General features: G+C 65.4%; 24 protein-coding genes. 18 read left to right on the top strand and 6 right to left on the bottom strand.

What is annotated here, in order from left to right:
* Positions 1–72: 72 nt before the first annotated feature.
* The 13 genes from ACKI1H_RS05585 to siaD all read left to right on the top strand — a co-directional run bounded on the left by ACKI1H_RS05585 (position 73) and on the right by siaD (position 14,875).
* Complete coding sequence (locus tag ACKI1H_RS05585) at positions 73–1,431, top strand: 8-oxoguanine deaminase (protein ID WP_440467860.1); 1,359 nt, start codon at positions 73–75, stop codon at positions 1,429–1,431.
* A 498-nt stretch (positions 1,432–1,929) separates the two neighbouring features.
* Positions 1,930–3,132, top strand: a complete 1,203-nt coding sequence (locus ACKI1H_RS05580; protein WP_440467859.1) for a methyl-accepting chemotaxis protein — start codon at positions 1,930–1,932, stop codon at positions 3,130–3,132.
* Positions 3,133–3,301: 169 nt separating this feature from the next.
* Complete coding sequence (locus ACKI1H_RS05575) at positions 3,302–3,667, top strand: response regulator (protein ID WP_138519920.1); 366 nt, start codon at positions 3,302–3,304, stop codon at positions 3,665–3,667.
* Positions 3,668–3,678: 11 nt separating this feature from the next.
* Entirely contained in the window at positions 3,679–5,592 is a 1,914-nt protein-coding gene (locus ACKI1H_RS05570; protein WP_440467858.1) for a chemotaxis protein CheA, read from the top strand.
* Positions 5,579–6,064 (top strand): chemotaxis protein CheW, encoded by a 486-nt coding sequence (locus ACKI1H_RS05565; protein WP_138519922.1) that lies wholly within the window; start codon positions 5,579–5,581, stop codon positions 6,062–6,064. Before ACKI1H_RS05570 ends, ACKI1H_RS05565 begins: the two co-directional genes overlap by 14 nt.
* 21 nt (positions 6,065–6,085) lie before the next feature.
* The gene (locus tag ACKI1H_RS05560) at positions 6,086–8,110 is read left to right on the top strand and encodes a methyl-accepting chemotaxis protein (RefSeq protein WP_440467857.1); all 2,025 of its coding nucleotides are present in this window, start codon (positions 6,086–6,088) and stop codon (positions 8,108–8,110) included.
* 326 nt (positions 8,111–8,436) lie between these two features.
* The gene (locus ACKI1H_RS05555) at positions 8,437–9,279 is read left to right on the top strand and encodes a CheR family methyltransferase (protein WP_440467856.1); all 843 of its coding nucleotides are present in this window, start codon (positions 8,437–8,439) and stop codon (positions 9,277–9,279) included.
* Positions 9,279–9,872, top strand: a complete 594-nt coding sequence (gene cheD / locus ACKI1H_RS05550; protein WP_440467855.1) for a chemoreceptor glutamine deamidase CheD — start codon at positions 9,279–9,281, stop codon at positions 9,870–9,872. The genes ACKI1H_RS05555 and cheD overlap by 1 nt, the downstream gene beginning before the upstream one ends.
* Positions 9,873–9,887: 15 nt before the next feature.
* Positions 9,888–10,943 (top strand): protein-glutamate methylesterase/protein-glutamine glutaminase, encoded by a 1,056-nt coding sequence (locus ACKI1H_RS05545; protein ID WP_440467854.1) that lies wholly within the window; start codon positions 9,888–9,890, stop codon positions 10,941–10,943.
* Between the two features lie 190 nt (positions 10,944–11,133).
* Positions 11,134–13,122 carry a biofilm regulation protein phosphatase SiaA gene (gene siaA, locus ACKI1H_RS05540; protein WP_440467853.1) on the top strand — a complete coding sequence of 663 codons (1,989 nt, stop codon included), beginning with the start codon at positions 11,134–11,136 and terminating at the stop codon, positions 13,120–13,122.
* 10 nt (positions 13,123–13,132) lie between these two features.
* Positions 13,133–13,675: a biofilm regulation protein kinase SiaB gene (gene siaB, locus ACKI1H_RS05535; RefSeq protein ID WP_138519928.1), complete on the top strand. Its 543-nt coding sequence runs from the start codon at positions 13,133–13,135 to the stop codon at positions 13,673–13,675.
* 25 nt (positions 13,676–13,700) lie between these two features.
* Positions 13,701–14,081 (top strand): biofilm regulation phosphoprotein SiaC, encoded by a 381-nt coding sequence (siaC, locus tag ACKI1H_RS05530; protein ID WP_138519929.1) that lies wholly within the window; start codon positions 13,701–13,703, stop codon positions 14,079–14,081.
* A gap of 5 nt (positions 14,082–14,086) precedes the next feature.
* Positions 14,087–14,875, top strand: a complete 789-nt coding sequence (gene siaD, locus ACKI1H_RS05525; protein ID WP_440467852.1) for a biofilm regulation diguanylate cyclase SiaD — start codon at positions 14,087–14,089, stop codon at positions 14,873–14,875.
* Positions 14,876–14,929: 54 nt separating this feature from the next.
* Here siaD and ACKI1H_RS05520 read toward each other — a convergent pair whose 3' ends face one another.
* Entirely contained in the window at positions 14,930–15,487 is a 558-nt protein-coding gene (locus ACKI1H_RS05520; RefSeq protein ID WP_440467851.1) for a hypothetical protein, read from the bottom strand.
* A 190-nt stretch (positions 15,488–15,677) separates the two neighbouring features.
* On the opposite strand from ACKI1H_RS05520, the gene ACKI1H_RS05515 reads away from it, so the two are divergent.
* From ACKI1H_RS05515 to ACKI1H_RS05500, 4 genes are all read left to right on the top strand, one after another.
* A complete protein-coding gene (locus ACKI1H_RS05515) occupies positions 15,678–16,484 on the top strand; it encodes an NYN domain-containing protein (RefSeq protein WP_138519931.1) in 807 nt (268 codons plus the stop codon).
* Between the two features lie 74 nt (positions 16,485–16,558).
* A complete protein-coding gene (locus ACKI1H_RS05510) occupies positions 16,559–16,873 on the top strand; it encodes a DUF2845 domain-containing protein (RefSeq protein ID WP_440467850.1) in 315 nt (104 codons plus the stop codon).
* Between the two features lie 105 nt (positions 16,874–16,978).
* Positions 16,979–17,404, top strand: coding sequence for a GNAT family N-acetyltransferase (locus ACKI1H_RS05505; RefSeq protein ID WP_440467849.1), 426 nt, complete (start codon positions 16,979–16,981; stop codon positions 17,402–17,404).
* Positions 17,405–18,408: 1,004 nt separating this feature from the next.
* On the top strand, positions 18,409–18,861 hold the full coding sequence (locus ACKI1H_RS05500; protein WP_440467848.1) for a BRO-N domain-containing protein: 453 nt from the start codon (positions 18,409–18,411) through the stop codon (positions 18,859–18,861).
* A gap of 31 nt (positions 18,862–18,892) precedes the next feature.
* Here the strand turns inward: ACKI1H_RS05500 and ACKI1H_RS05495 are convergent, their stop codons facing one another.
* The 5 genes from ACKI1H_RS05495 to ACKI1H_RS05475 form a co-directional block, all read right to left on the bottom strand.
* On the bottom strand, positions 18,893–19,201 hold the full coding sequence (locus tag ACKI1H_RS05495; protein ID WP_440467847.1) for a Txe/YoeB family addiction module toxin: 309 nt from the start codon (positions 19,199–19,201) through the stop codon (positions 18,893–18,895).
* Complete coding sequence (locus ACKI1H_RS05490; protein ID WP_440467846.1) at positions 19,176–19,448, bottom strand: type II toxin-antitoxin system Phd/YefM family antitoxin; 273 nt, start codon at positions 19,446–19,448, stop codon at positions 19,176–19,178. Before ACKI1H_RS05490 ends, ACKI1H_RS05495 begins: the two co-directional genes overlap by 26 nt.
* Before the next feature lie 158 nt (positions 19,449–19,606).
* Entirely contained in the window at positions 19,607–21,103 is a 1,497-nt protein-coding gene (locus tag ACKI1H_RS05485; RefSeq protein WP_024766243.1) for a CoA-acylating methylmalonate-semialdehyde dehydrogenase, read from the bottom strand.
* A 176-nt stretch (positions 21,104–21,279) separates the two neighbouring features.
* Positions 21,280–21,591: a cupin domain-containing protein gene (locus tag ACKI1H_RS05480; RefSeq protein ID WP_440467845.1), complete on the bottom strand. Its 312-nt coding sequence runs from the start codon at positions 21,589–21,591 to the stop codon at positions 21,280–21,282.
* Positions 21,592–22,938 (bottom strand): aspartate aminotransferase family protein, encoded by a 1,347-nt coding sequence (locus tag ACKI1H_RS05475; protein WP_138519936.1) that lies wholly within the window; start codon positions 22,936–22,938, stop codon positions 21,592–21,594.
* Positions 22,939–23,075: 137 nt separating this feature from the next.
* Here ACKI1H_RS05475 and ACKI1H_RS05470 point away from each other — a divergent pair, with 137 nt between their 5' ends.
* A complete protein-coding gene (locus ACKI1H_RS05470; protein WP_440467844.1) occupies positions 23,076–23,996 on the top strand; it encodes a LysR family transcriptional regulator in 921 nt (306 codons plus the stop codon).
* The last annotated feature ends 194 nt before the right edge of the window (positions 23,997–24,190 follow it).

Here is a 24,190-nt window from a genome sequence, read left to right as displayed (position 1 = left end):
ACTGAGCTGGCTTCCCATGACCCCATGGAGCCGACTCGAACGAACGGCTCCGTCCGTTTGGAGAATTCATCCATGTCCTCCCCGCGTCTCTGGCTGCGCAACCCGCTGGCCATCTTCACCGCTAACGATCAGGACGCCCGTGGCGGCATCGTCGTCCAAGACGGCCGCATCGTCGAACTGGTCGCCGCCGGCCAGCAGCCCTCGGCTCCCGTCCAGCAGACCTTCGACGCCAGCCAGCACGTGCTGACGCCCGGCCTGATCAACACCCACCACCACTTCTACCAGACCCTCACCCGCGCCTGGGCGCCGGTGGTGAACCAGCCGCTGTTCCCCTGGCTGAAGACCCTCTACCCGGTGTGGGCGCGCCTGACTCCCGAGCAACTCGGCGTGGCCACCAAGGTAGCGCTGGCCGAACTGCTGCTGTCGGGCTGCACCACCGCCGCCGACCACCACTACCTGTTCCCCGACGGCCTGGAGCAGGCCATCGATGTGCAGGCCGGCGTGGTCCAGGAGCTGGGCATGCGCGCCATGCTCACCCGTGGCTCCATGAGCCTGGGCGAAGCCGACGGTGGCCTGCCGCCGCAGCAGACCGTGCAGAGCGCCGAGGCCATCCTCGACGACAGCCAGCGGCTGATCCGCGAGTATCACCAACGCGGCGAAGGCGCCCAGGTGCAGATCGCCCTGGCGCCCTGCTCGCCGTTCTCGGTGACCCCGGAAATCATGCGCGCCAGCGCTGAACTGGCGGAGCGCGAGGACGTGCGCCTGCACACCCACCTCGCGGAAACCCTCGACGAGGAAGACTTCTGCCTGCAGCGTTTCGGCCAGCGCACCGTGGACTACCTGGACAGCGTCGGCTGGCTCGGCCCGCGCACCTGGCTGGCTCACGGCATCCACTTCAACGACGAGGAAATCCGTCGCCTGGGCGAAGCCGGCACCGGCGTCTGCCATTGCCCCAGCTCGAACATGCGCCTGGCGTCGGGCATCTGCCCCACCGTGGCGCTGGAAGCCGCCGGCGCGCCGGTGGGCATCGGCGTGGACGGCTCGGCCTCCAACGATGCCTCCAACATGATCCTCGAAGCCCGCCAGGCCCTGTACATCCAGCGCCTGCGCTATGGCGCCGAGCAGATCACCCCGGAACGCGCGCTGGGCTGGGCGACCAAGGGTTCGGCCAAGCTCATCGGCCGCAGCGACATCGGCGAGCTGGCCGCGGGAAAGCAGGCGGACCTGGCGCTGTTCAAGCTTGACGAACTGCGCTTCTCCGGCAGCCACGATCCGCTGTCGGCCCTGCTGCTGTGCGGCGCCGACAAGGCCGACCGGATCATGATTGGCGGCACCTGGCGAGTCATCGACGGTGAAGTCGAAGGCCTCGACCTCAAGCGCCTGATCGCCGACCACACCCAGGCGGCGCGCAAGCTGCTCGGCACCCTGTAATCCCCCACAACCCCGCAACCTGCTTTTCGTAGGATGGCGTGGAGCGAAGCGATACCCATCGAAGCGTGGCTGGTAAGGCCGATGGGGATCGCAAGCTCCACCCATCCTACGATCCCCTGTACCCCGACCTCTCATCGGAGCAACCAGAACGTCTGCTCCTGAAAGGCGCATAACGCGCCAGCGTTATCCGCCGACAGACCTTCCCTCCACACTCGAAGCGTGGCTCCGGATGCCATTCCGGCGGGCACGTTTTGCCATCGAAAAATCGCCACAACCCGCGCCACACAAGGGCTGCGCACTACCGCCCGTCGCCATCCAAGCAACCAGGATGAACGGTCATTCACTGAAAACCCCTCTAGATCAAGGGTCTATCCCCTGTGACGGGAATATGCCGTCAGTTTGACATCACGCTTTGGCACTCTAGTTTTAAATCGCCAGGCCGAATTCCTGCTCAAGACGTTGTCAGCAGCCGTTTGGCCCGGTTACCGGCGCCCGGCAATGGAGTGCACTTCAATGCGCGATTCACAGTTGAACCCCCAGGCGGTTCAAGAAGCCGGCCAGGATTGGCCGCGGCGCCTCATCATCCAGACCCTGCCGTGGGCGGTCGTCGCCGGGCTTTGCGCGGTCGGCGTGCCGTTCTGGTGGATGCTGCCGATCGGTTGGGTTTCCAGCCTGGTGCTGTGCAGCTTGCTGTGCGGCGCCAACAAGGTCAGCGTCAATGCACAGGCGGTTGCCCTGCAGGCCGACGAGTTGCCGCGCTGGCGTCCGCTGCAGGAAGGCGTGGAAGGCCACCTGGCCTCGCTCAACGGCCACACCCACCAGATCGACAACCTCCTGCACCAGGCTATCCGTCAGCTGACCGACAGCTTCCATGCCCTTGCCGAGCGCATCGACACCCAGCGCGGCCTGTCCCACTCGCTGATCGAGCGCTACGACGGTCGCGGCCACCTGGACGGCGACATCGACTTCCAGCGCTTCATCCACGCCACCCAGGAAACCCTCGGGCTGTTCGTCGAAGCCACCCTGGAGACCAGCCGCACCTCGCAGCAACTGGTCGAGCGCATGGACCGAGTGACCCACAAGATCGCCGAGATCCTGCAGTCCACCCAGGACATGGACGCCATCGCCAAGCAGACCAACCTGCTGGCCCTCAACGCCGCCATCGAGGCCGCCCGCGCCGGAGAGAGCGGCCGCGGATTCGCCGTGGTGGCCGACGAAGTGCGCGCGCTGTCCACCCGCTCCACGCACTTCTCGCAGGCCATCCGTGAACACGTCGACGTGGTCTACCACGAGATCAAGGACGCCGAGGGCGCCATCAGCCAGCTGGCCGACAAGGACATGACCTTCGCCCTGGATTCGCGCAAGAAGATCCAGACCATGCTCGACGACCTCGACGCCATGAACCAGCACACCGTGAAGGTGGTGCAGGAGCTGGACCGTATCTCCCTGGAAGTGGGCGACGGCGTCAACGCCGCGGTCACCGCCCTGCAGTTCCAGGACATGAGCAGCCAGCTGCTCGGGCAGATCGGCAAGCACAGCGCCCGCCTCGGCGCCCTCGCCGTCGGCCTGGGCGCGCTGGATGGCCGCGAGCCCGGCGAGTGGGGCGAGCGTCTGCGCGGCGAGGTCAGCGAACTCGACCGCCCCCTGAGCAACCCGGTCGCCCAGACCAGCCTCAGCGCTGGCGAGGTCGAACTGTTCTGAACTGAAGGCAAGGCAGGAGTCCCGACATGCTGCAGTCCGTCTTCGAATACCTGGCCAACCTCGCCCTCATCGGCTGAGCCCCCCACACCAATTCCGCGCGCCGGGATGGCGCGAGTTTCTGTGCGCCTGGCGACAACAAACGCATTGCAATCCGAGGAGAAACAACGCAATGGGAAAGCAGATTCTGATCGTCGATGACTCGGCCTCGATCCGGCAGATGCTGAGCTTCACGCTCAAGTCCGCCGGCTACGAGGTGGACGAGGCCGTGGACGGCAAGGACGGCCTGGGCAAGGCCCAGCGCAAGTCCTACAACCTGGTCTTCACCGACCAGAACATGCCGAACATGGACGGCCTGTCGCTGATCCGCAGCCTGCGCGACATGGCCGGCTACCGCAGCACGCCGATCCTGATGCTCACCACCGAATCCAGCGATGCCATGAAGCAGCAGGGCAAGAGCGCCGGCGCCACCGGCTGGCTGGTCAAGCCGTTCGACCCGCCGAAACTGCTGGAAGTGACCCGCAAGGTCCTGCCCTAGGGGAACCCGGAATGGCGACTGGTATGGAGCAATTCCTCCAGGTGTTCTTCGAGGAAACCGACGAACACCTGGCGACCCTCGAACTCCTGCTGATCGGGCTCGACCTCGATCAGCCTGACGCCGAGACGCTCAATGGCATTTTTCGCGCGGCGCACTCGATCAAGGGTTCCAGCGGCATGTTCGGCTTCGATGACCTGACCGCCGTGACCCACGAGCTGGAGACGCTGCTCGACCGCATCCGCTGCGGGCAGACCGCCCTGCACGTGGACATGATCGGCGTGTTCCTCGAAGCCCGCGACGTCCTGCAGCGCCTGCTCGATGCGCACCGCAGCCAGGTACCCGATCCGGACGTACCCGTGGCCGCCACCGTGGAACGCCTGCGCGCCTGGCTGGCAGAACCCGTCGCGGCTGCCGCCGATGACGGCTTCGGCCTGTTCGACGCTGTTCCCGCAGCGGTTGAAAGCAGCGCCAGCGACGACGATGCCTTCGGCTTCTTCGACGAAGCGCCCGGCACTCCCGGCGCCAGCGAAAGCAGCGCCAGCAGCGCCAGCAGCGACGACGACTTCGGCTTCTTCGACGACGCCCCCGGCGCGCCGGACGCTACGACCGTCGAACCCTACGGCATCTTCGACAAGGCACCGGGCGCCCCCACGGCCGCTGCCGTCGCGGCTCCCAGTGAACAACCCAAGGCCGCGCTCACTGCCGCCGCCAAGCCGGCCGTCCGCGCCGATAGCGAATCCAGCTCGATCCGCGTCAGCGTCGAGAAGATCGACAGCCTGATCAACCTGGTCGGCGAGCTGGTGATCACCCAGGCCATGCTCAGCCAGCTCAGCGAAGACCTCGATCCGACGCACTTCGAGCGCCTGCAGCAGGCCCTGGCGCAGCTGGAACACAACACCCGCGACCTGCAGGAATCGGTGATGTCGATCCGCATGCTGCCGATCAGCTTCATCTTCAGCCGCTTCCCGCGCCTGGTGCACGACACCTCCGCACGCCTGGGCAAGCAGGTCGAACTGATCCTCCAGGGCGAGCACACCGAGCTGGACAAGAGCGTCATTGAAAAGCTCAGCGACCCGCTCACCCACATCGTCCGCAACAGCATCGACCACGGCATCGAGACACCCGCCGAACGCCTGGCCGCCGGCAAGCCGGCCCAGGGTTCGGTGAAGCTCGCCGCCAGCCATCAAGGCGGCAGTGTGGTGGTGGAGATCTCCGATGACGGCCGTGGCCTGTCCCGCGAACGCATCCTCGCCAAGGCTCGCGAGAAGGGCCTGCCGGTGCACGACGGGATGACCGATGCAGAGGTCTGGCAGCTGATCTTCATGCCGGGTTTCTCCACCGCCGAGGCGGTCACCGAGCTGTCCGGCCGGGGCGTGGGCATGGACGTGGTGCGGCGCAACATCCAGGCCATGGGCGGGCGCATCGACATCGATTCGGCACCTGGCATGGGCACCCGCATGAGCATCCGCCTGCCGCTGACCCTGGCCATCCTCGACGGCCTGATCGTCGCCGTGGAGCAGGTCAACTACGTGGTGCCGCTGACCTACATCGTCGAATCGCTGCAGGCCCGCGCCGACGACGTGCGCGGCCTGGCCGGCGAGGAATCGACGGTGATCCGCGTACGCGGCGAGTACCTGCCGCTGTTCTCCCTCAACCAGCTGCTGCGCATCGGCGCGGCACCCGTGCCGCCGGAACAGGGGATCGTGGTGATCCTCGAATCCGAGGGCAAGAGTTTCGCCCTGCAGGTGGACGAACTGGTCGGCCAGCAGCAGGTAGTGATCAAGAGCCTGGAACAGAACTTCCGCCGGATCGACGGGATCGCCGGCGCCACCATCATGGGCGACGGCAGCGTCGCCCTGATCCTCGACGTCGATGCCCTGCCGCGTCTGGCAGCACAAGGAGAATCCACCCATGAGCGCAGCTGAAGCCAGCGCCGCAAGCAGCCCGGTGCAGGAATACCTGACCTTCACCCTGGGCCGCGAGGAATACGCCATCGACATCCTGCGCGTGCAGGAGATCCGGGGTTACGACCAGGTCACGGCGATCGCCAACGCCCCCGCCTTCATCAAGGGTGTGATCAACCTGCGCGGCGCCATCGTTCCCATCGTCGACCTGCGCATCAAGTTCAACCTGGCCGACATCAGCTACGACCAGTTCACCGTGGTGATCATCCTCAACGTCGGCCGGCGCATCGTCGGTGCGGTGGTGGATTCGGTCTCCGACGTGATCGCCCTGGCCGGCGATGAGATCAAGCCGCGCCCCGAATTCGCCGCCAGCTTCGACACCGAGTACCTGCTGGGCCTGGCCACCGCCGGTGAGCGAATGCTCATCCTGGTGGACATCGAAAAACTCATGACCAGCCGTGAAATGGCGCTGGTCGACGAAACCGCCGCCTGATCGCGACCGAGGACAAACAACATGGGTCTGTTCAACGCACACGCCGTGGCGCAGCAACGCGCCGACCGCATCACCGCCCTCCTCCACAGCCTGGTGGACGGCAACCTCGACGTCGCCATCGGCGAAGCGCCAGCCGCTGGCTACGAGCGTCTCTACGACGGCCTGCGCAGCATCCAGCGCAACCTGCGCGAGCAGCGCGCCGAGCAGACCCAGGTGGAAGCCCTGGAAGCCGGCCTGGTGGAGATGACCCGCCAGCATGAGCTGGGCTGGATCGACGAGGTGATCCCGGTGGACAAGTTCGCCGGCCGCCCGGCACGCATTGCCAAGGGCATCAATGACCTGGTCGCCGCGCACATCGCGGTGAAGATGCGAGTCGTCGCCACCGTCACCGCCTACGGCAAGGGCGATTACTCGGTGGACATGGATCGTCTGCCGGGCAAGAAGGCCATCATCACCGAGGCCATCGACGGCGTGCGCGACAGCCTCAAGGCCAACGCCGATGCCGCCGAGTACAACGCGCGAATCAAGAGCGCACTGGATAACGTGTCGGCCAACGTGATGATCGCCAACAACGACCTCGAGATCATCTACATGAACCGCACGGTGACCGAGATGCTCGGCAACGCCGAGGCCGACATCCGCAAGCAGCTGCCGAACTTCAACGCCAGCCGCCTGATGGGCGCCAACATCGACATGTTCCACAAGAACCCGGCGCACCAGCGCGGCATGCTCGCGCACCTGACCGCGCGGCATAAGGCCGAACTGAACCTGGGCGGCCGCCGCTTCGCCCTGGACGTGGTGCCGGTGTTCAACGATGCCGGCGAGCGCCTGGGTTCGGCCGTGCAGTGGACCGACCGCACCGAGGAGTTCCGTGCCGAGCAGGAGGTCTCGCAACTGGTGGACGCCGCCGTCGCCGGCGACTTCAGCAAGCGCATCGAGGCCTCGAACAAGGAGGGCTTCTTCCTGAAGATCGCCACCGGCCTGAACAACCTGGTGGACACCGCCGACAAGGGCCTGCGTGACGTCACCCGCGTGCTCGGCGCACTGGCCCAGGGCGACCTGACCCAGCGTATCGACGCCGACTACCAGGGCACCTTCGGCGAGCTCAAGGACTACGCCAACGAGACCGCGCAGAGCCTGTCGCGGATGCTCGGGCAGATCCGCGAAGCCGCCGACACCATCCACACCGCCGCCAGCGAGATCGCCAGCGGCAACGCCGAGCTTTCCACCCGCACCGAGCAGCAGGCCTCCAGCCTGGAAGAAACCGCCTCGAGCATGGAAGAGCTCACCAGCACCGTGAAGCTCAACGCTGAGAACGCGCGCCAGGCCAACTCGCTGGCGGTGAACGCCTCCGAAGTCGCCACCGAAGGCGGCAGCGTGGTGCAGAAGGTGGTGGGCACCATGTCGGCGATCAACGACTCGGCGCGCAAGATCGCCGACATCATCGGGGTGATCGACGGCATCGCCTTCCAGACCAACATCCTCGCGCTCAACGCCGCCGTGGAAGCGGCGCGCGCCGGCGAGCAGGGCCGCGGCTTCGCCGTGGTGGCCGGTGAGGTGCGCACCCTGGCGCAGCGCTCCGCCGCCGCCGCCAAGGAAATCAAGACGCTGATCAACGACTCGGTGGACAAGGTCGAGAGCGGCAACACCCTGGTCGCCCAGGCCGGCCAGACCATGAGTGACATCGTGGTGGCGATCAAGCGCGTCACCGACATCATGGCCGAGATCGCCGCTGCATCCGCCGAGCAGAGCAGCGGCATCGAGGAAGTGAACGGCGCCGTGTCGCAGATGGACGAGATGACCCAGCAGAACGCCGCGCTGGTGGAGGAAGCCGCCGCCTCGGCCGAGGCCCTGCAGGAGCAGGCCGGCATGCTCAACCAGCAGGTCGGGGTGTTCAAGCTCGAGTCCATCGCGGCCACTGTGGTGCCGCTGGCCTCCGCCCGCCCGGCCCGCGCCGAGCCGGCCGCGCACACCTCGCGCGCCGCCCGTGGCGTGGCCAAGGCGGTGCGCGCCAAGGGCAAGGAAGACGACTGGGAAGAGTTCTGATCGGGCGGGGCTGAAGGATGGCGGTGGCCGGAGCAATGGGAGGGTCGGCCGCCGCGGGCGGGCCAGGGATGGCCACGGATGCGCGCCCCATTCTGCTCGCTTCAATCTGCCCGAGGCGAGCTCCTGTACCGACCTGCAAATCTGACGCCTGCGTAGGATGGCGTGGAGCGCAGCGATACCCATCAATGCATCCCACCGCAGCAGCATGGGTATCGCTGCGCTCCACCCATCCTACGGAGCTGTCCCGATCCAGCGCATGAAGTTGGGCGCATAACGCCACAGGCGTTATCAGCCCTACGCAATCCGCCTACCACCGAGACCAACCGATGTCGATCCACCTGCCCGCCCCCGAGCACGAATTCCACTACACCCGCCGGGACTTCCAGCAGGTGCGCGAGCGCTTGTACCAGCATGCCGGCATCAGCCTCTCGGAGAACAAGCAGCAGCTGGTCTACAGCCGCCTGTCACGGCGACTGCGCAGCCTGCGCCTGGGCAGCTTCGCCGAGTACTTCGCCTACCTGGAGAGCCACGAGGAAGAGTGGCAGCAATTCGTCAACGCACTGACCACCAACCTCACCGCCTTCTTCCGCGAGAAGCACCACTTCGACCACCTCGGCCGCTTCGCCGCCGAGCAGGTGCAGGACCATCAGCCGCTGCGGTTCTGGTCCACCGCCTCGAGCACCGGCGAGGAGCCCTACTCCATGGCCATGACGCTGGTGGACGCGCTGGGCAGCTTCGCCCCGCCCATCGAGCTGATCGCTTCGGATATCGACACCGGCGTGCTCGGCCAGGCACGCCAGGGCATCTATCCACTGGAGCGCATCGAGGCACTGAGCCCGGCGCAGAAGAAGCGCTTCTTCCTCCGTGGCACCGGCGGCAACGCCGGCAAGGCACGGGTGGTGCGCGAGCTGCGGCAGATGATCGACTACCGGCAGATCAACCTGCTCGACCGCGACTGGGGCATTGCCGGCGGCCTGGACGCGATCTTCTGCCGCAACGTGATGATCTACTTCGACAAGCCGACCCAGACCCGCCTGCTCGAACGCATGGTGCGCCTGCTGCGGCCCGGTGGGCTGTTCTTCGCCGGGCACTCGGAAAACTTCGTCCACGCCAGCCACCTGGTGCGTTCGGTGGGGCGTACGACCTACCAGGCGGTGGAGAGCCACTGATGGGCGCAGCCCTGGACCAACCCAATCGCTACTACGACCCACGCTTCGGCATGGAGGCCGTGAAGCTGCTGCCCGGCGAGTGCTACGTCACCGACGAGCCGGTCATGCTGGTCACGGTGCTCGGCTCCTGCGTTTCCGTCTGCCTGCGCGACCGCAGCAGCGGGCTGGGCGGCATGAACCACTTCATGCTGCCCGGCGACACGGGTGTGCAAGGTCTGCTGTCCAACTCCGGGCGCTACGGCGTGCATGCCATGGACCTGCTGATCAATGGCCTGATGCGTCGCGGCGCCCAGCGCCGGTACTTCGAAGCCAAGGTGTTCGGCGGGGGCTCGGTGCTGAAGAACCTCAGCGCCGACGTCGGCCAGCGCAACGTCGAGTTCGTCCTGCAGTATCTGGAGGACGAGGACATTCCACTGGCCGCCCAGGACCTGCTCGACGTGCACCCGCGCAAGGTCTATTTCTTCCCCGGCAGCGGCCGGGTGCTGGTGCGCAAGCTGCGCACCCTGGCCAACGACACGGTACTGCAGCGCGAGCGGCAGTACTGCCAGCAACTGTCCCGTCGGGAGCGCGGCGGGAGCATCGACCTGTTCTGAAAGGAGGGACGCCCGATGGCCGTCAAGGTCCTGATCGTCGACGACTCGGCGCTGATTCGCAGCCTGCTCAAGGACATCATCCACAACGACCCGGAGCTGCAGCTGGTGGGCGCGGCGCCCGACGCCTTCGTCGCCCGCGACCTGATCAAGCAGCACTCGCCGGACGTCATCACCCTCGACGTGGAAATGCCGCGCATGGACGGCCTGACCTTCCTCGACAAGCTGATGAAGGGCCGGCCGACTCCGGTGCTGATGATCTCCTCGCTCACCGAGAAGGGTTCCGAAGCCACCCTGCGCGCGCTGGAGCTGGGCGCCATCGACTTCATCGCCAAGCCCCGACTGGGCATCGCCGAGGGCATGCAGGCCTACGCCGAGGAAATCTGCGCCAAGCTCAAGGCCGCCGCCCGCGCGCGCCTGCCCCGTGCGCGCCCTGCGGCTGCGACCGGCGCACCAGCGACGAGCAGTGCGCCGTTGCTGAGCACCGAAAAGATCTTCGCCATCGGCGCCTCCACCGGCGGCACCGAGGCGATCAAGGAAGTCCTGCTGGGACTGCCGCCGGACTGCCCCGGTACGGTGGTCACGCTGCACATGCCGCCGGGCTTCACCAAATCCTACGCCGACCGACTGGACCGTCAGACGCGCCTGTCAGTACGCGAAGCCCGCGACGGCGACCGCATCCTCCCCGGTCACGTGCTGCTCGCTCCCGGCGACTACCACATGGAAGTGCAGCGCAGCGGCGCCAACTACGTGGTTCGCCTGCACCGGGAGGCGGCGGTGAATGGACACAGGCCGGCGGTGGACGTGATGTTCAACTCCCTCGCCCGTTGCGCCGGGCGCAACCTCATCGCGGCGCTGCTCACCGGCATGGGCAAGGATGGGGCCCGCGGCTTGCAAGCGATCCGCCAGGCCGGCGGCCACACCGTCGCCCAGGACGAAGCCACCTGCGTGGTCTACGGCATGCCCCGCGAGGCGGTGGAGCTGGGTGCGGCGAAGGAAGTCCTGCCGCTGGAGCGCATAGCAGACTCGCTCCTACAGCAGGCGCGCCAGAGCGGAAGTGGGAACCGCGTCTAGTTCTGCGGGAATCATACCGCACTGCCGAGCGGCTTTTCACACAGGGTCTAGACTCAGGCCAATTGACCGGCGCCAATAATATGGCGATTCGATATCAATTTGGTTTGATTGTGCCCGTATACAAAATGCACAATTGAGCTTTCGCCAAAAGACCGGCACACGGCGGGCGACACGGGGAAACAAGATAGCCATGGCGGCAAGATGGGGGTTGCGCGGCAAATCGGTGGTGGCATTGCTCATCGCCTGTCTCCTGGCGCTGGTACCGGCAGTCATGCTGGGCTGGAAAGCCATGGAGGACATCCGCACGCATTTCGGCCTCGCCTTCGCGAGAAACTTCACGCTGCTCAACCAGCAGAAGATCATTGCGCCGGTGATTCGCGAGCTGGCGCTCTCGCGACGCCTGGCCGAGTCCGTGGTGACACAGGACTGGCTGCTCGCCGAGAACGACCCGGCGCGGCGTGCGCTGTTCTTCCGCGAAGCCGAAGGCTTCCGCGCTGACCAGCACAACTACTCCTACTTCGTCGTGGTGGACTCCTCGCGCCACTACTACTTCAACGACTCCAGCTCGCCGCTCTCCAACTCCCCGCGCTACACCCTGAGCCAGGACGACCCGAAGGACTCCTGGTACTTCGATACCCTCGCGCGCGACGAGCTGTACAACATCAACGTCGACTACAACGAGAAGCTCAAGGTCACCAAGGTCTGGTTCAACATGGTGGTGCGCGCCGGCAACGAAAAAGTCGGCCTCGCCGGCGGCGGCCTCGACCTCACCGAGTTCCTCGACCAGTTCATCTCGCGCCGCGAGGCCGGGGTGACGCCGATGATCGTCGACCCCGAGGGCGCCATCCAGGCGCACCCGGACACTCGCCTGATCGCCTATAACTCCGGCTCCAGCGGCCAGGCCAAGCACCACGTCTACGACCTGCTGGCCAATGACCAGGAACGCACCGCGCTGCGCCAGACCCTGCGCCAGGCAGAGACCAACCCCGGCGAAGTGGAAACCATGTGGGGCACCATCGACGGCAAGGAACAGCTGATCGCCACCGCCTACATCCCGCAGCTGCGCTGGCATGTGCTCAGTGCCATCGACCTGCACGCCGCGCAAGTGCTCGACAGCCGCTGGATCTGGCCGCTGGTGGGCACCCTCGCCGGGCTGCTGGCGATCCTGCTGATCGGCTTCGCCTACACCGTCGACCTGCTGGTGCTGCGCCCGCTGCGCGGCCTCAAGCAATCGGCCAAGGCCATCGCCGCGGGGCAATACGACAGCCCGCTGCCGCGCACCCGCCCGGACGAGATCGGCGAACTCTCCAGCGCCTTCGCCAGCATGGCCGACCAGGTCCGCCGGCACACCGAGGAACTGGAGGACAAGGTCCAGCAACGCACCCAGGCCCTGGAAGCGGCCAACCGCGAGATGGCCGCCGCACAGAAGAAGATCGGCGACTCCATCGACTACGCCAGCCTGATCCAGCGCGCCATCCTCCCTGACCGCCAATTGCAGGCGTCCCTGGGCGAGCACCATTTCGTCCTGTGGAAACCGCGCGACGTGGTCGGCGGCGACTTCTACATCTACCGAGAAGGCCCCGCCGACAGCCTGATCGGCGTGGTCGACTGCGCCGGCCACGGCGTGCCCGGCGCGCTGATGACCATGCTCGCCCTGGCCGCCATCGACCACGCCATCGACAGCGTGAAGAGCCACGACCCGGCCGCCATCCTGCGCGAGACCGACCACGTGATGCGCGGCATGCTCGGCCAGGAAGAATTCACCCACTCGCTGGCCACCAACATGGATGCGGGCCTGGTGCGCGTCGACCACCAGCGCAAGCTGCTGCACTTCTCCGGTGCGAAGATTTCCCTGTTCGCCAGCGACGGCAATGACGTGCGCGAATACAAGGGCGCGCGCCGCGCCATCGGCGACAAGCGCCAGGGCGACTATCAGGACGTGGCGATCCCGATGGAAGCCGGCTGGACCTACTACCTGTGCACCGACGGCTTCCTCGACCAGGCCGGCGGCGAGCACGGCTTCGGCTTCGGCAACAGCCGCTTCGCCGACCTGCTGCGCAACCACGCGCGCCGACCGTTGGCCGAGCAGGCCGATGTGTTCGCCGCTACCCTCGCCCACTACCAAGGCGAGCAGCCGCAGCGTGACGACATCACCATTCTCTCTTTCCGCTTCGACTAGGGGTTAATCCATGGAATCGCTAGATCTGTTGGCCATGCGCGAGAGCTTTACCCGGCAACGCATATTGCTCTGCTTCAACGGGCCCATCTCGCGCAGCCTGATCGAGGAAATCGGCCACGCGCTGCGCAACTACATGCAGGCCGAACAGGCGCACCCCAGCGAGGCGATGGACGTCTTCGCGGTCTACATCGAGATGACCCAGAACATCCGCCACTACGCCACCCAGCGCGGCTACAACGACCAGGAGGCCTCGGCCACCGTGGCGATTGCCCGCGATGACGAAGGCCACTATGTGGTCTCCGCCGGCAACCTGGTGGAACTGGCTGATGGCCAGGGTCTGGTGCGCAGCATCGAAGCCATTGCAGGGCTCGACAAGGCCCAGCTCAAGGCCGCCTACAAGGAGCAGCTGCGCCGCCCGCGCGACGCCGAAGCCTCCACCGGCGCAGGCCTTGGCCTGCTGGACATTGCCCGCAAGTCCAGCGCGCCGCTCAAGACCTCCCTCACCGAACAACCCGACGGCCGCGCCTTCTTCAGCCTGCGCGCCGTGATCTGAACCGCGAAATTCAGGAAGACCCGACATGAGCGATCTCAACGTCACCGGAACCCAATCCACCCCACAGATCCACGGCGACTGGCAAGCCGGCATCCTCGCAATGCAAGGCGACTCCTACCCGGAGAACTCCTATGAACTCTTTGGCCAGGTCATCGAGTGGGTCGAACGCTTCCTTACCGAGGAAAAGCGTCCGCTGGAACTCGACCTGCGCCTTCTGTACCTCAACACCAGCTCGATCAAGGCCATGATGGACATCTTCGACCTGCTCGAAGAAGCCCACGGCCAGGGCCGCAGCACCCGCGTGGCGTGGCACTACGACCGACGCAACGAACGCGTCGCCGAACTGGCCGAGGAATTCCGCGAGGACTGTACCTTCCCGTTCGTCATCCAAGCCTACGACGAGTAAGTGCCATGACTAGCGAGCGCGAGCTGGACCTGCTGATCGAAGACCTGCTGGCCGACCCCCAGTACGAAGGGCACCCCCTGCGCGAAGCCCTGTACCAGAAGCATCAGCAATCCCTCGACCAGCTCGCGCGCCTGGAACGCATCGCGCGGATTTCCGACGGCTTCCAGTCCATGGCCCGGCAGCAGAACAGCACACTGTCCGAGCGCTACCACAAGCAACTGCGCCAGCTGGAAAAGGTCGCGCGCATCTCCGACCGCTACCAGGACATGATGCGCGACCTCAACATCGCGCTGAAGGAAGCCTCGACCCACGACACCCTCACCGGTATCGCCAACCGCCGCCTGCTGATGGAGCGCCTGCGCGAGGAAAGCGAGCGCGCCCAGCGCCACGGTGAGTCCTACGTCCTGGCCATGCTCGACGTCGACCGCTTCAAGCAGGTCAACGACACCTGGGGCCACGAAGTGGGCGACCGCGTGCTGGTGGAAATCGGCCGCGCCATGGAATCCGCCCTGCGCCAGTACGACCTTTGCGGCCGCTGGGGCGGCGAGGAGTTCCTGCTGATCCTGCCCGACACCCGTCTGAGCGATGCCGCCGCGATCATCGAACGGGTGCGCAACGATATCCGCTGCCTGGCCGTACGCGTGGGCACCAACGCCCTGTCCGTCACTGCCAGCTTCGGTGTCGCCGAGCACCATCCGGGCGAAAGCTACTCGCAGACCCTCAGCCGCGCCGACGCCGCCCTGCTGGACGCCAAGCGCAGCGGGCGGGACAAGTGCGAGTTCGCCACCGCGTAACGGCAGCTCCAGAAAAAAGCCCGGCCATGGCCGGGCTTTTTTCGCGGTGCGAGATCAGTTCTGCAGCGACACCTGACCGGCACCCAGCTTCAGGCCACCCAAGCGTTGCAGCAGGGTGTTGATGTTGGCGCGAGCCGAGCCTTCGTTGGCCAGGCGCAGGCGAGTCACGCCGTAGAACGCATCACCCACGCCGGCGGTGAAGGGCTCCTTGACGGTTTCCTGCCAGACCACGCGGTCGCTGGCGTTTTCCACCAGGCTGTACTCGACGGTCGAGGTCACGGTGAAGTTGAAGCCGAACACCGGCTGGTCGAGGCTGACCAGCTTGGTGCGCAGCGAATAGGCCGCCTTGTCGCCCTGGCCGAGCAGGCCGGCCTTGCCCAGGGATTGCTCCAGTGCAGCACGGAAGTCGGCGCCATCGATCTGCGAGGTCCACAGCGGGTTGGTCTTCTTGCCGCCCTCGACGTCGGCGACCTGGAGGTTGTCGCGCAGCGCGGCATCGTAGCCCTGGGTGTGCGCCTGCTGGTCGTTGACCTGCATGTTCTCGACCTTCGCCGAAGAGGCGCAGCCGGTCAGCAGGATCGCGAAAAGGGAAACGCAGAGAAAGCGAAGCATGGTCATTCCTTCGATGGCAGATGGGACGCCCAGGCAGTTCGCGATCGAATGATGGCGCCACGTTCCTCCCTGAACGGTGGCGGAGGATATGCCTGCTCCGATGATGGCGCAATGATTCTATCGGTGCATCCGGGTTGTCGCGCCCGCCCTCGCGCACTATGGTCGTCTGATCCCCAGCAAAGGATGCAGCATGGCCAACAAGTCCCCCGCCACTCGCCAGCAGACCCACCTCGCCGTGCTGATCGACGCCGACAACGCCCCCGCCGCCATCGTCGAGGGCCTGTTCGAGGAGATCGCCAAGTACGGCGTCGCCAGCGTCAAACGCATCTACGGCGACTGGACCAAGCCTAACCTGGGCAAGTGGAAGCAGGTGCTGCTCGACCACTCCATCCAGCCCATGCAGCAGTTCGCCTACACCAGCGGCAAGAACGCCACCGACAGCGCGCTGATCATCGACGCCATGGACCTGCTCTACACCCGGCGCTTCGACGGCTTCTGCCTGGTCTCCAGCGACAGCGACTTCACCCGCCTGGCCGCGCGCCTGCGTGAGGAAGGGCTGACCGTCTATGGCTTCGGCGAAGAGAAGACGCCCAAACCCTTTGTCTCCGCCTGCGACAAGTTCATCTACACCGAGATCCTCCGCGCCGAGCCGGCAGCACCAGCCGAGCAGCCTGCCGTCACCGACAAGACCGCCGCCCCCAGCGCCAACGACAGCCCCAAACCCGCCGCCAAGCCCAAGTCGCAGAAGGTCCCGCTGGACTTCATCGCCAAGGTGCTCGACGACATCGACGGCGACGATGACGACTGGGTGCAACTCGGCGCTCTGGGGCAGAACATCAGCAAGCTGCGGCCAGCGTTCGACCCGCGCCTGTATGGCTTCAAGAAGCTCAGCGACCTGATCAAGGGCCACCCCAAGCGTTTCGAACTGCAGGCACGGGGCACCAGTGGCACGGGCGGCAAGGACCTGTACGTGCGCAACGTTGGCAGCACGCGCTGAACCTGCATCAGCTCAATGAAGCAACCGATTGCCGGGCGTTAGACTGGGCAGCGAACCCGCACCGGAATCGACCCATGCGCCCCTGGCTGATAGCACTGTTCCTGACCCTGGCCGCCGGAACCGCCCACGCCGGCACCCTGCGCTGCGGCACCAGCCTGATCAACGAAGGCGACCCGATGGATGAGGTGCTCGCCAAATGTGGCGAGCCTGCCAAACGCGTGATCGTCCCCCCCAGGCCACCGCGGCGCGACTCGACCGGCAAGCTCATTGCTGGCGAAGCGCAACTGGAAACCTGGATGTACGGACCCAGCGGCGGGGCCTATCGTTATCTGTTCTTCCGCGATACCAAGCTGCTGTCGATCAACATGTCGCGCAAAGAACTGCTCTGAGCTTCCCGCACTGTTCGTCCCAGCACGCCCGCCGCTACCAAAGGCGCCTACCCATCGCGGCGGCATCTCCCTAGACTGGTGGCCTTCGCCAATCCGGAGGGCACCATGCAAACCCCATTCGATTTCACCCTCGGCATCGACCCGCAGGCGCGCGACGTCGTGGTCAAGGGCCTGCTCGCCTACAACCTCGGGCAGATGGGCCGCAGCAACACCTATGACGACTTCGAGCTCTACGCGCGCAACGCAGAAAGCGAAGTGGTCGGCGGCATGTTCGGCCAGTCCGGCATGGGCTGGCTCTACATCGACTACCTCTGGCTGCAGGACGACCAGCGCGGCAGCGGCCTGGGCAGCCAGCTCATCGCGCTGGCCGAAGACGAAGCCCGCCGCCGCGGCTGCGTCGGCCTGTTCCTCTACACCTACAGCTTCCAGGCCCCCGGCTTCTACGAGAAACAGGGCTTCGAGCGCATGGGCGTGCTGGAGGATTGCCCGCCGGGGCATCAGCGCATCTACCTGAAGAAACACCTGGGCTGATTGCCGCGTCGAGACCCTTGTAGGAGCGAGCTTGCTCGCGAACCCGCCTAACGCAGCCCTCGCCGGATCAACCAGAGTCCGTGCCGACAAGATCAAAAGCCCCTCACCCTAACCCTCTCCCGCACGCGGGAGAGGGGACCGTTCGGAGCAGAATGAAACCTCATCGTCAGCCGGCACAGACGGCTCCCTCTCCTTGGAAGAGGGCTGGGGTGAGGGGGCGGCAATGGCACGGCCCCACCGGTAGAAGAGCCTTAGCGGCGGATAACCCGTTCCGGGTTATTCGCCCTACGTCCTGGCTCTGGCTCTGGCTCTTAAAGACTTCCAGAAAAACACCCACGCACGCCGAACCGCCCCTTTCAGGAGGCCCCGTTGAATCGGAGTTTCAGGGGTTGAGCGGCATGGATGCCGCGAGAGCGCTGTCGGGCCAGGGATGGCCCGTCAGCGCGTGCCCCTGAAACTTCGATTCAACGGGGGAATTTTTCGCCTAAGCGAAAAACCGGATGGAGGGGCAAGCCCTTTGGTTACTTTCTGGCGTTTGAGAAAGTGACTCGCCCGAGGGGGCGAAACAAGAAGCCCACGCGCACGCCGTCGCGACGCGTGAAACAAAGGCGCGAGGCAAACACATCGCGGACGGAGTCCGCTCCTACGAACAGGCACCGTGCCACAGCAGGTTCGCGAGCAAGCTCGCTCCTACACGCACGCCGGAAACGGCTTCTTGTTGGGCATTCCTGCCCTTCCTATCCTCGCCCCGTCACCTCCGTGACCTGGGTTTGGCGACCCAGAGACGTCAGGCGCGATAGCGCCCACAAGTGCTTACGAAAACAGCGAATGTTTTTGTAGGCCCCCGCGCACCCTGCAGAAATTTCTGCAACGCTTATGGCGGATCGCGCGGGGAGACCTCCGGGTCTGCCGGGACCTGACGTCCGGTTCGCCAACCCCGCGCGGTCCGCCTCCTATGTTTGGCGACATGGATGCGGCTCCTTTAATCGTTAGGAGTTCCACTTATGCACAGCACCTACACCCCAACCTTCTTCACCCGCCACAACCGCCCCCTGCGCGGCGTGATGATCGACAACCAACCCTGGTTCGCCGCCCGCGACATCGCCCGCCTCGTCGCCTACCGCTTCCCCCACAGCATCCACCACCGCTGCTATCCCCACGAAGTACGCACCGTTTGCCTTGCCTACAGCACCGGCAGCGAAGAAGAAACCGTGATGCTCAGCGAAGCCGCCCTCTACAAGGCCCTCATCCGCTTCGGCCACCCCGAACTCGAATCCCTCGACCGCTGGCTCACCCAGGACGTCCTCCCCACCCTGCGCGACCAGCACACCCCGCAATCCACCACTCCGCAACGCGTCCTCCTCACCTGGGACGCCCGCCGCCTGATGCTGCTGAACTGGCAAGGCGACCTGTGGATGCGCTGGGAAGAAGTCCCCCGACTTGCCTGGGCCGACTAGCCGGAAAAGAAAAAGGGCCGCTTCAGCGGCCCTATTTGTCGTAGTGGTAACGGCACTGCAGGATCGTCAGTACCTGCGCTTCGAAGAAATACACCAACCGGTGCTCACGGGTAATGCGCCGCGACCAGAACCCGGACAGATCCCCCTTCAACGGCTCCGGCTTACCCGTGCCCTTGTGCGGCGTCCGCCGGCATTCCTCGATCAGCTCGTTGAGGACGCGAAACACCTCGCCGTCGCTCTGCTCCCAGAACTGATAGTCCTCCCAGCCATGGCTGGTGAAGGCAACGCTGATGGAGCCCCGGGCGGTCGTCTTGTTACGGCTTTTCGACTTCACGTTCAACGGTCAGCTCCTTGACCTGAGCCTTGCCGGTGCGCACTTCGTCGATAGACTCGCGCAACCGCTTGGCGTTGGCAGTGGAACTCAGCAGGTAGAGGGTTTCCTGCATGCCGTTGTAGTCCTCCAACGAAATCATCACCACCGGTTCGCCACGCTGGCGCGTGATGACCGCCGGTTCGTGATCCCGGCACACATCGTCCATGGTCTGTTTCAGGTCGGCGCGGGCCTGGGTGAAGGTGAGTACTTGCATGAAAGGTCATCCTTGCCGCCGATGGCGAACAGTGGCGAGCGAGGCAACATTGTACCTAACTACGTACCATCTTTTCAGCGCCACTGATCTACAAGTTCTGCCGCTTGAAACAAAAAAGGCCGGTCAACGGACCGGCCTTTTTCTTCAGCTATTCACCATCAGCCATTGCTGGGGAAGGCGAACTGCGCCGCTTCGTGCGACTTGCGCTGCGGCCAGCGCTGGGTGATGGCCTTGCGCTTGGTGTAGAAGCGCACGCCATCCGGGCCGTAGGCGTGCAGGTCGCCGAACAGCGAACGCTTCCAGCCGCCGAAGCTGTGGTAGGCCACCGGTACCGGCAGCGGTACGTTGACGCCAACCATGCCGACTTCGATTTCGTCGCAGAACAGGCGGGCAGCCTCACCGTCGCGGGTGAAGATGCAGGTGCCGTTGCCGTATTCGTGGTCGTTGATCAGCTGCATGGCTTCTTCCAGGCTGTTCACGCGCACGATGCACAGCACCGGGCCGAAGATTTCTTCCTGGTAGATGGTCATGTCCGGGGTCACCTTGTCGAACAGGGTGCCGCCGACGAAGAAGCCGTTCTCGTGACCAGCCACCTTGTAGTTGCGGCCGTCGACCAGCAGCTGCGCGCCCTGCTCGACGCCGGCGTCGATGTAGCCGGTGACTTTCTGCTGGGCAGCGCCGGTAACCAGCGGGCCCATGTCCAGGCCGCAGGAGGTGCCGGCGCCGATCTTCAGGGCCTTGATCTGCGGAACGATCTTCTCGACCAGCGCGTCGCCGATCTGGTCGCCCACGCAAACGGCGACGGAGATGGCCATGCAGCGCTCGCCGCAGGAACCGTAGGCCGCACCCATCAGGGCGCTGACGGCGTTGTCCAGGTCGCAGTCGGGCATCAACACGGCGTGGTTCTTGGCGCCGCCCAGGGCCTGCACGCGCTTGCCGCGCTTGGTGCCTTCGGAATAGATGTACTCGGCGATCGGGGTCGAACCGACGAAGCTCAGGGCTTTGACTTCCGGGGCCTCGATCAGCGCGTCCACAGCGGTCTTATCGCCGTGCACCACGTTCAGCACGCCCTTGGGCAGGCCGGCTTCTTCGAACAGTTCGGCGATCAGCAGGGTGGAGCTCGGGTCACGCTCGGACGGCTTGAGGATGAAGGTGTTGCCGCAGGCGATGGCCAGCGGGTACATCCACAGGGGCACCATGGCCGGGAAGTTGAACGGGGTGATGCCGGCGACCACGCCGATCGGCTGGAAGTCGCTCCAGGCGTCGATGTTCGGGCCGACGTTGCGGCTGTACTCGCCCTTGAGGATTTCCGGGGCGGCGCTGGCGTACTCGACGTTCTCGATGCCACGCTTGAGTTCACCGGCGGCGTCTTCCAGGGTCTTGCCGTGTTCTTCGCTGATCAGCTGGCTGATGCGCGCTTCGTTGGCTTCGAGCAGTTGCTTGAAGCGGAACAGCACCTGGGCACGCTTGGCCGGCGGAGTGTTGCGCCAGGCCGGGAAGGCGGCCTTGGCGGCGTCGATGGCCTGCTGCACGGTTTCGCGGCTGGCCAGCGGGACCTTGCGGATGGCTTCGCCGGTGGACGGGTTGAAGACGTCGGCGGTACGGCCGGTGTCGGCGATCATCTCGCCGCCGATCAGGTGCTTGACGGTGGTCATGGGAAGTCTCTTCTCGCTGAAAGTGTGGGGGTGGGCCCTCTCAAGAGCCCCTCTCCCTAGCCCTCTCCCTGAAGGGAGAGGGGATTTGTACGGTGCACGGGTCGGGCGTCGAGGCTCGCCGGGAAGGTCACTCTACGGTGACATCCGCCGGCATGCCTTCTCGCGTGCCCGCGCGCTCAGTGGCTGTGCGAGTGTTCGTCGCTCTTGAGCTCGATCTCGATGAAGGCCACTTCGTGATCGCAAGGGTTGATCACGTTGTGCTCGGTACCGATCTGGCGGGTATAGCTCGCGCCCAGGACCAGCGGCGCACGGCGCTCGCCCTCGGGGGTTTCCAGCAGCAGCTCGCCGTTGGTCACCGGAACCACGACGTATTCCATGCCGTGGCGGTGCCAACCGGTCTCGGCACCGGGGGCGAAGCGCCACTCGGTGACCAGGACCTTGTCGTTGTCGATCTGTACCGTCGGGACGGCCTTCGGACGTTCGCTCACTTACGCCACCCCGTTAAGGGCGTCGCCGACGGCGCTGAACAGGCGGTCCAGGTCTTCGGGCTTGGCATTGAAGGTCGGGCCGAACTGCAGGGTGTCGCCGCCGAAGCGCACGTAGAAGCCTTCTTTCCACAGCTTCATGCTGGCTTCGAACGGACGCACGATGGCGTCGCCGTCACGGGCGCCGATCTGGATGGCGCCGGCCAGGCCGCAGTTGCGGATGTCGACGACGTTCTTCGCACCCTTCAGGCCGTGCAGGGCCTTCTCGAAGTGCGGAGCCAGTTCCAGGGACTGCTGAATCAGGTTTTCTTTTTCCAGCAGGTCCAGCGCGGCGATACCGGCGGCGCAGGCGACCGGGTGCGCGGAGTAGGTGTAGCCATGGCCGAACTCGACGGCGTATTCCGGCAGGTTCTGGCCCATGAAGGTGTCGTAGATTTCGCTGCTGGCGATGACCGCGCCCATGGGGATGGCGCCGTTGGTGACCTGCTTGGCGACGTTCATGATGTCCGGCTTCACGCCGAAGAACTCGGCGCCGGTGGCCTTGCCCATGCGGCCGAAGGCGGTGATCACTTCGTCGAAGATCAGCAGGATGTTGTGCTGGTCGCAGATTTCGCGCAGGCGCTGCAGGTAGCCCTTCGGCGGTACCAGCACACCAGCGGAACCGGACATCGGCTCGACGATGACGGCGGCGATGTTGGAGGCGTCATGCAGCTCGATCAGCTTCAGCAGTTCGTTGGCCAGCTCGACGCCGCCAGTCTCGGCCATGCCCTTGGTGAAGGCCATGCCCGGCTGCAGGGTGTGCGGCAGGTGGTCGACGTCCATCAGTTGGCCGAACATCTTGCGGTTGCCACCGATGCCGCCCAGGGCGGTGCCGGCGACGTTCACGCCGTGGTAGCCACGGGCGCGGCCGATCAGCTTGGTCTTCTGCGCCTGGCCTTTCAGGCGCCAGTAGGCACGGGCCATCTTGATCGAGGTATCGGCGCACTCGGAGCCCGAGCCGGTGAAGAACACGTGGTCGAGGCCGGCCGGAGTCAGCTGGGTGATCTTCTCGGCCAGCTTGAAGGACAGCGGGTGGCCGTACTGGAAGGCCGGGGAGTAGTCGAGGGTGGTCAGCTGCTTGGCCACCGCGTCGGCGATTTCCTTGCGCGAGTGACCGGCGCCGCAGGTCCACAGGCCCGACAGGCTGTCGTAGATCTTGCGGCCCTGGTCGTCCACCAGCCAGCTGCCTTCGGCGGCGACGATGATGCGCGGGTCTTTATGGAAGTTGCGGTTGGCGCTGAAGGGCATCCAGTGGGCCTTCAGGTTCAGTTCGCTGGCCACCGACGGGGTGACGTTCACTTGCTGGTTCATGCAGCTTGTCCTCGAAGACAGTCTTGTTGGGCGCGCAGGCCGCGTCGGGCCTGGTGCGATGCTCGTAGATTGGGCCTGACTTAACGTGAGTTAAAGCTTATTCTTCTTACGTTCAGTTTCGGATTGGTAAAACTAAAATGGCGAAACAACGAGCGCCTTCCCTGGGCCAGGTCAGCGACTTCGAGATCCGCCTGCTGCGCATCTTCAAAACCATAGTCGAGTGCGGCAGCTTCTCGGCCGCCGAGAGCACGCTGGGCATCAGCCGCTCGGCGATCAGCCTGCACATGGGCGACCTGGAGAAGCGCCTGGGGATGCGCCTGTGCCAGCGCGGCCGGGCGGGCTTTGCGCTGACCGACGAGGGCCGCGAGGTGTACCGCGCGACCCAGTCGCTGCTGGCGGCACTGGAGGGCTTCCGCGCCGAAGTGAACGAGTTGCACCAGCACCTGCGCGGCGAGCTGAACATCGGCATCATCAACAACCTGGTGACCCTGCCGCAGATGCGCATCACCCACGCCCTGCGCGCGCTGAAAGCCAGCGGGCCGGGCGTGCGGATCAACATCGGCATGACCACGCCCAACGAGATCGAGTTGGGAGTTCTCGACGGACGGTTGCATGTCGGGGTGGTGCCGCTCATCAGCCCGCTGTCGGGGCTGGAGTATTCCGCCCTCTACGAAGAACGCTCGCTGCTGTTCTGCAGCCAGGAACACCCGTTGTTCGAGCGCGACGACGCGAGCATCACGGTGGCGGAAATCCACGCCTGCGACGCAGTGGCGCCGAGTTACCGCATCCCGGCCGAGGCGCAGGAGCGCCACCAGGAGCTGTCCGGCAGCGCCAACGCCTCCGACCGCGAGGGCATGGCCTTCCTGATCCTCACCGGCAGCTACATCGGCTACCTGCCCGACCACTACGCCGCCGACTGGGTCGCCCAGGGCCGCCTGCGCGCGCTGCGGCCGGAGCGCTTCCACTACGACATCCCGCTGACCGTGGTGACCCGCAAGGGCCGCCGGCCGAACCTGGTGCTGGAGCGGTTCATCGAGGCAGTGGCCCAGAGTCGCTGATCTGCCTGACTTTCAGGATGAACATCTTCGTAGGATGAGGTGGAGCGCAGCGATACCCATCAATCCGGCGCACCAGCAGCATGGGTATCGCTGCGCTCCACCCATCCTATAGAGCTGGGATGTCCCTACGAAAAGCCGCACAAGCCATATTCTGCCTATCCAATTTGTCGCCCCAGCCACCAAAAATCCTATAG

The organism is Pseudomonas sp. YH-1 (assembly GCF_051990045.1).
GTDB classification, from domain to species: Bacteria; Pseudomonadota; Gammaproteobacteria; order Pseudomonadales; family Pseudomonadaceae; genus Pseudomonas; species Pseudomonas nicosulfuronedens.
The sequence above is the reverse complement of the archived record's forward strand: the minus strand, read 5'-3'. Positions and strand labels throughout refer to the sequence as shown.

Excerpts from the sequence above, each read along its gene's own strand:
- ACKI1H_RS05520 (WP_440467851.1), bottom strand. The coding sequence starts at position 15,487 with ATGCTTCGCTTTCTCTGCGTTTCCCTTTTCGCGATCCTGCTGACCGGC.
- ACKI1H_RS05545 (WP_440467854.1), top strand. The coding sequence starts at position 9,888 with ATGGCCGTCAAGGTCCTGATCGTCGACGACTCGGCGCTGATTCGCAGC.
- ACKI1H_RS05555 (WP_440467856.1), top strand. The coding sequence starts at position 8,437 with ATGTCGATCCACCTGCCCGCCCCCGAGCACGAATTCCACTACACCCGC.
- siaB (WP_138519928.1), top strand. The coding sequence starts at position 13,133 with ATGGAATCGCTAGATCTGTTGGCCATGCGCGAGAGCTTTACCCGGCAA.
- siaC (WP_138519929.1), top strand. The coding sequence starts at position 13,701 with ATGAGCGATCTCAACGTCACCGGAACCCAATCCACCCCACAGATCCAC.
- ACKI1H_RS05565 (WP_138519922.1), top strand. The coding sequence starts at position 5,579 with ATGAGCGCAGCTGAAGCCAGCGCCGCAAGCAGCCCGGTGCAGGAATAC.
- ACKI1H_RS05490 (WP_440467846.1), bottom strand. The coding sequence starts at position 19,448 with ATGCAAGTACTCACCTTCACCCAGGCCCGCGCCGACCTGAAACAGACC.
- cheD (WP_440467855.1), top strand. The coding sequence starts at position 9,279 with ATGGGCGCAGCCCTGGACCAACCCAATCGCTACTACGACCCACGCTTC.
- ACKI1H_RS05575 (WP_138519920.1), top strand. The coding sequence starts at position 3,302 with ATGGGAAAGCAGATTCTGATCGTCGATGACTCGGCCTCGATCCGGCAG.
- ACKI1H_RS05470 (WP_440467844.1), top strand. The coding sequence starts at position 23,076 with ATGGCGAAACAACGAGCGCCTTCCCTGGGCCAGGTCAGCGACTTCGAG.
- ACKI1H_RS05510 (WP_440467850.1), top strand. The coding sequence starts at position 16,559 with ATGCGCCCCTGGCTGATAGCACTGTTCCTGACCCTGGCCGCCGGAACC.
- ACKI1H_RS05580 (WP_440467859.1), top strand. The coding sequence starts at position 1,930 with ATGGAGTGCACTTCAATGCGCGATTCACAGTTGAACCCCCAGGCGGTT.
- siaD (WP_440467852.1), top strand. The coding sequence starts at position 14,087 with ATGACTAGCGAGCGCGAGCTGGACCTGCTGATCGAAGACCTGCTGGCC.
- ACKI1H_RS05505 (WP_440467849.1), top strand. The coding sequence starts at position 16,979 with ATGCAAACCCCATTCGATTTCACCCTCGGCATCGACCCGCAGGCGCGC.
- ACKI1H_RS05515 (WP_138519931.1), top strand. The coding sequence starts at position 15,678 with ATGGCCAACAAGTCCCCCGCCACTCGCCAGCAGACCCACCTCGCCGTG.
- ACKI1H_RS05585 (WP_440467860.1), top strand. The coding sequence starts at position 73 with ATGTCCTCCCCGCGTCTCTGGCTGCGCAACCCGCTGGCCATCTTCACC.
- ACKI1H_RS05570 (WP_440467858.1), top strand. The coding sequence starts at position 3,679 with ATGGCGACTGGTATGGAGCAATTCCTCCAGGTGTTCTTCGAGGAAACC.
- ACKI1H_RS05500 (WP_440467848.1), top strand. The coding sequence starts at position 18,409 with ATGCACAGCACCTACACCCCAACCTTCTTCACCCGCCACAACCGCCCC.
- ACKI1H_RS05560 (WP_440467857.1), top strand. The coding sequence starts at position 6,086 with ATGGGTCTGTTCAACGCACACGCCGTGGCGCAGCAACGCGCCGACCGC.
- ACKI1H_RS05485 (WP_024766243.1), bottom strand. The coding sequence starts at position 21,103 with ATGACCACCGTCAAGCACCTGATCGGCGGCGAGATGATCGCCGACACC.
- siaA (WP_440467853.1), top strand. The coding sequence starts at position 11,134 with ATGGCGGCAAGATGGGGGTTGCGCGGCAAATCGGTGGTGGCATTGCTC.
- ACKI1H_RS05475 (WP_138519936.1), bottom strand. The coding sequence starts at position 22,938 with ATGAACCAGCAAGTGAACGTCACCCCGTCGGTGGCCAGCGAACTGAAC.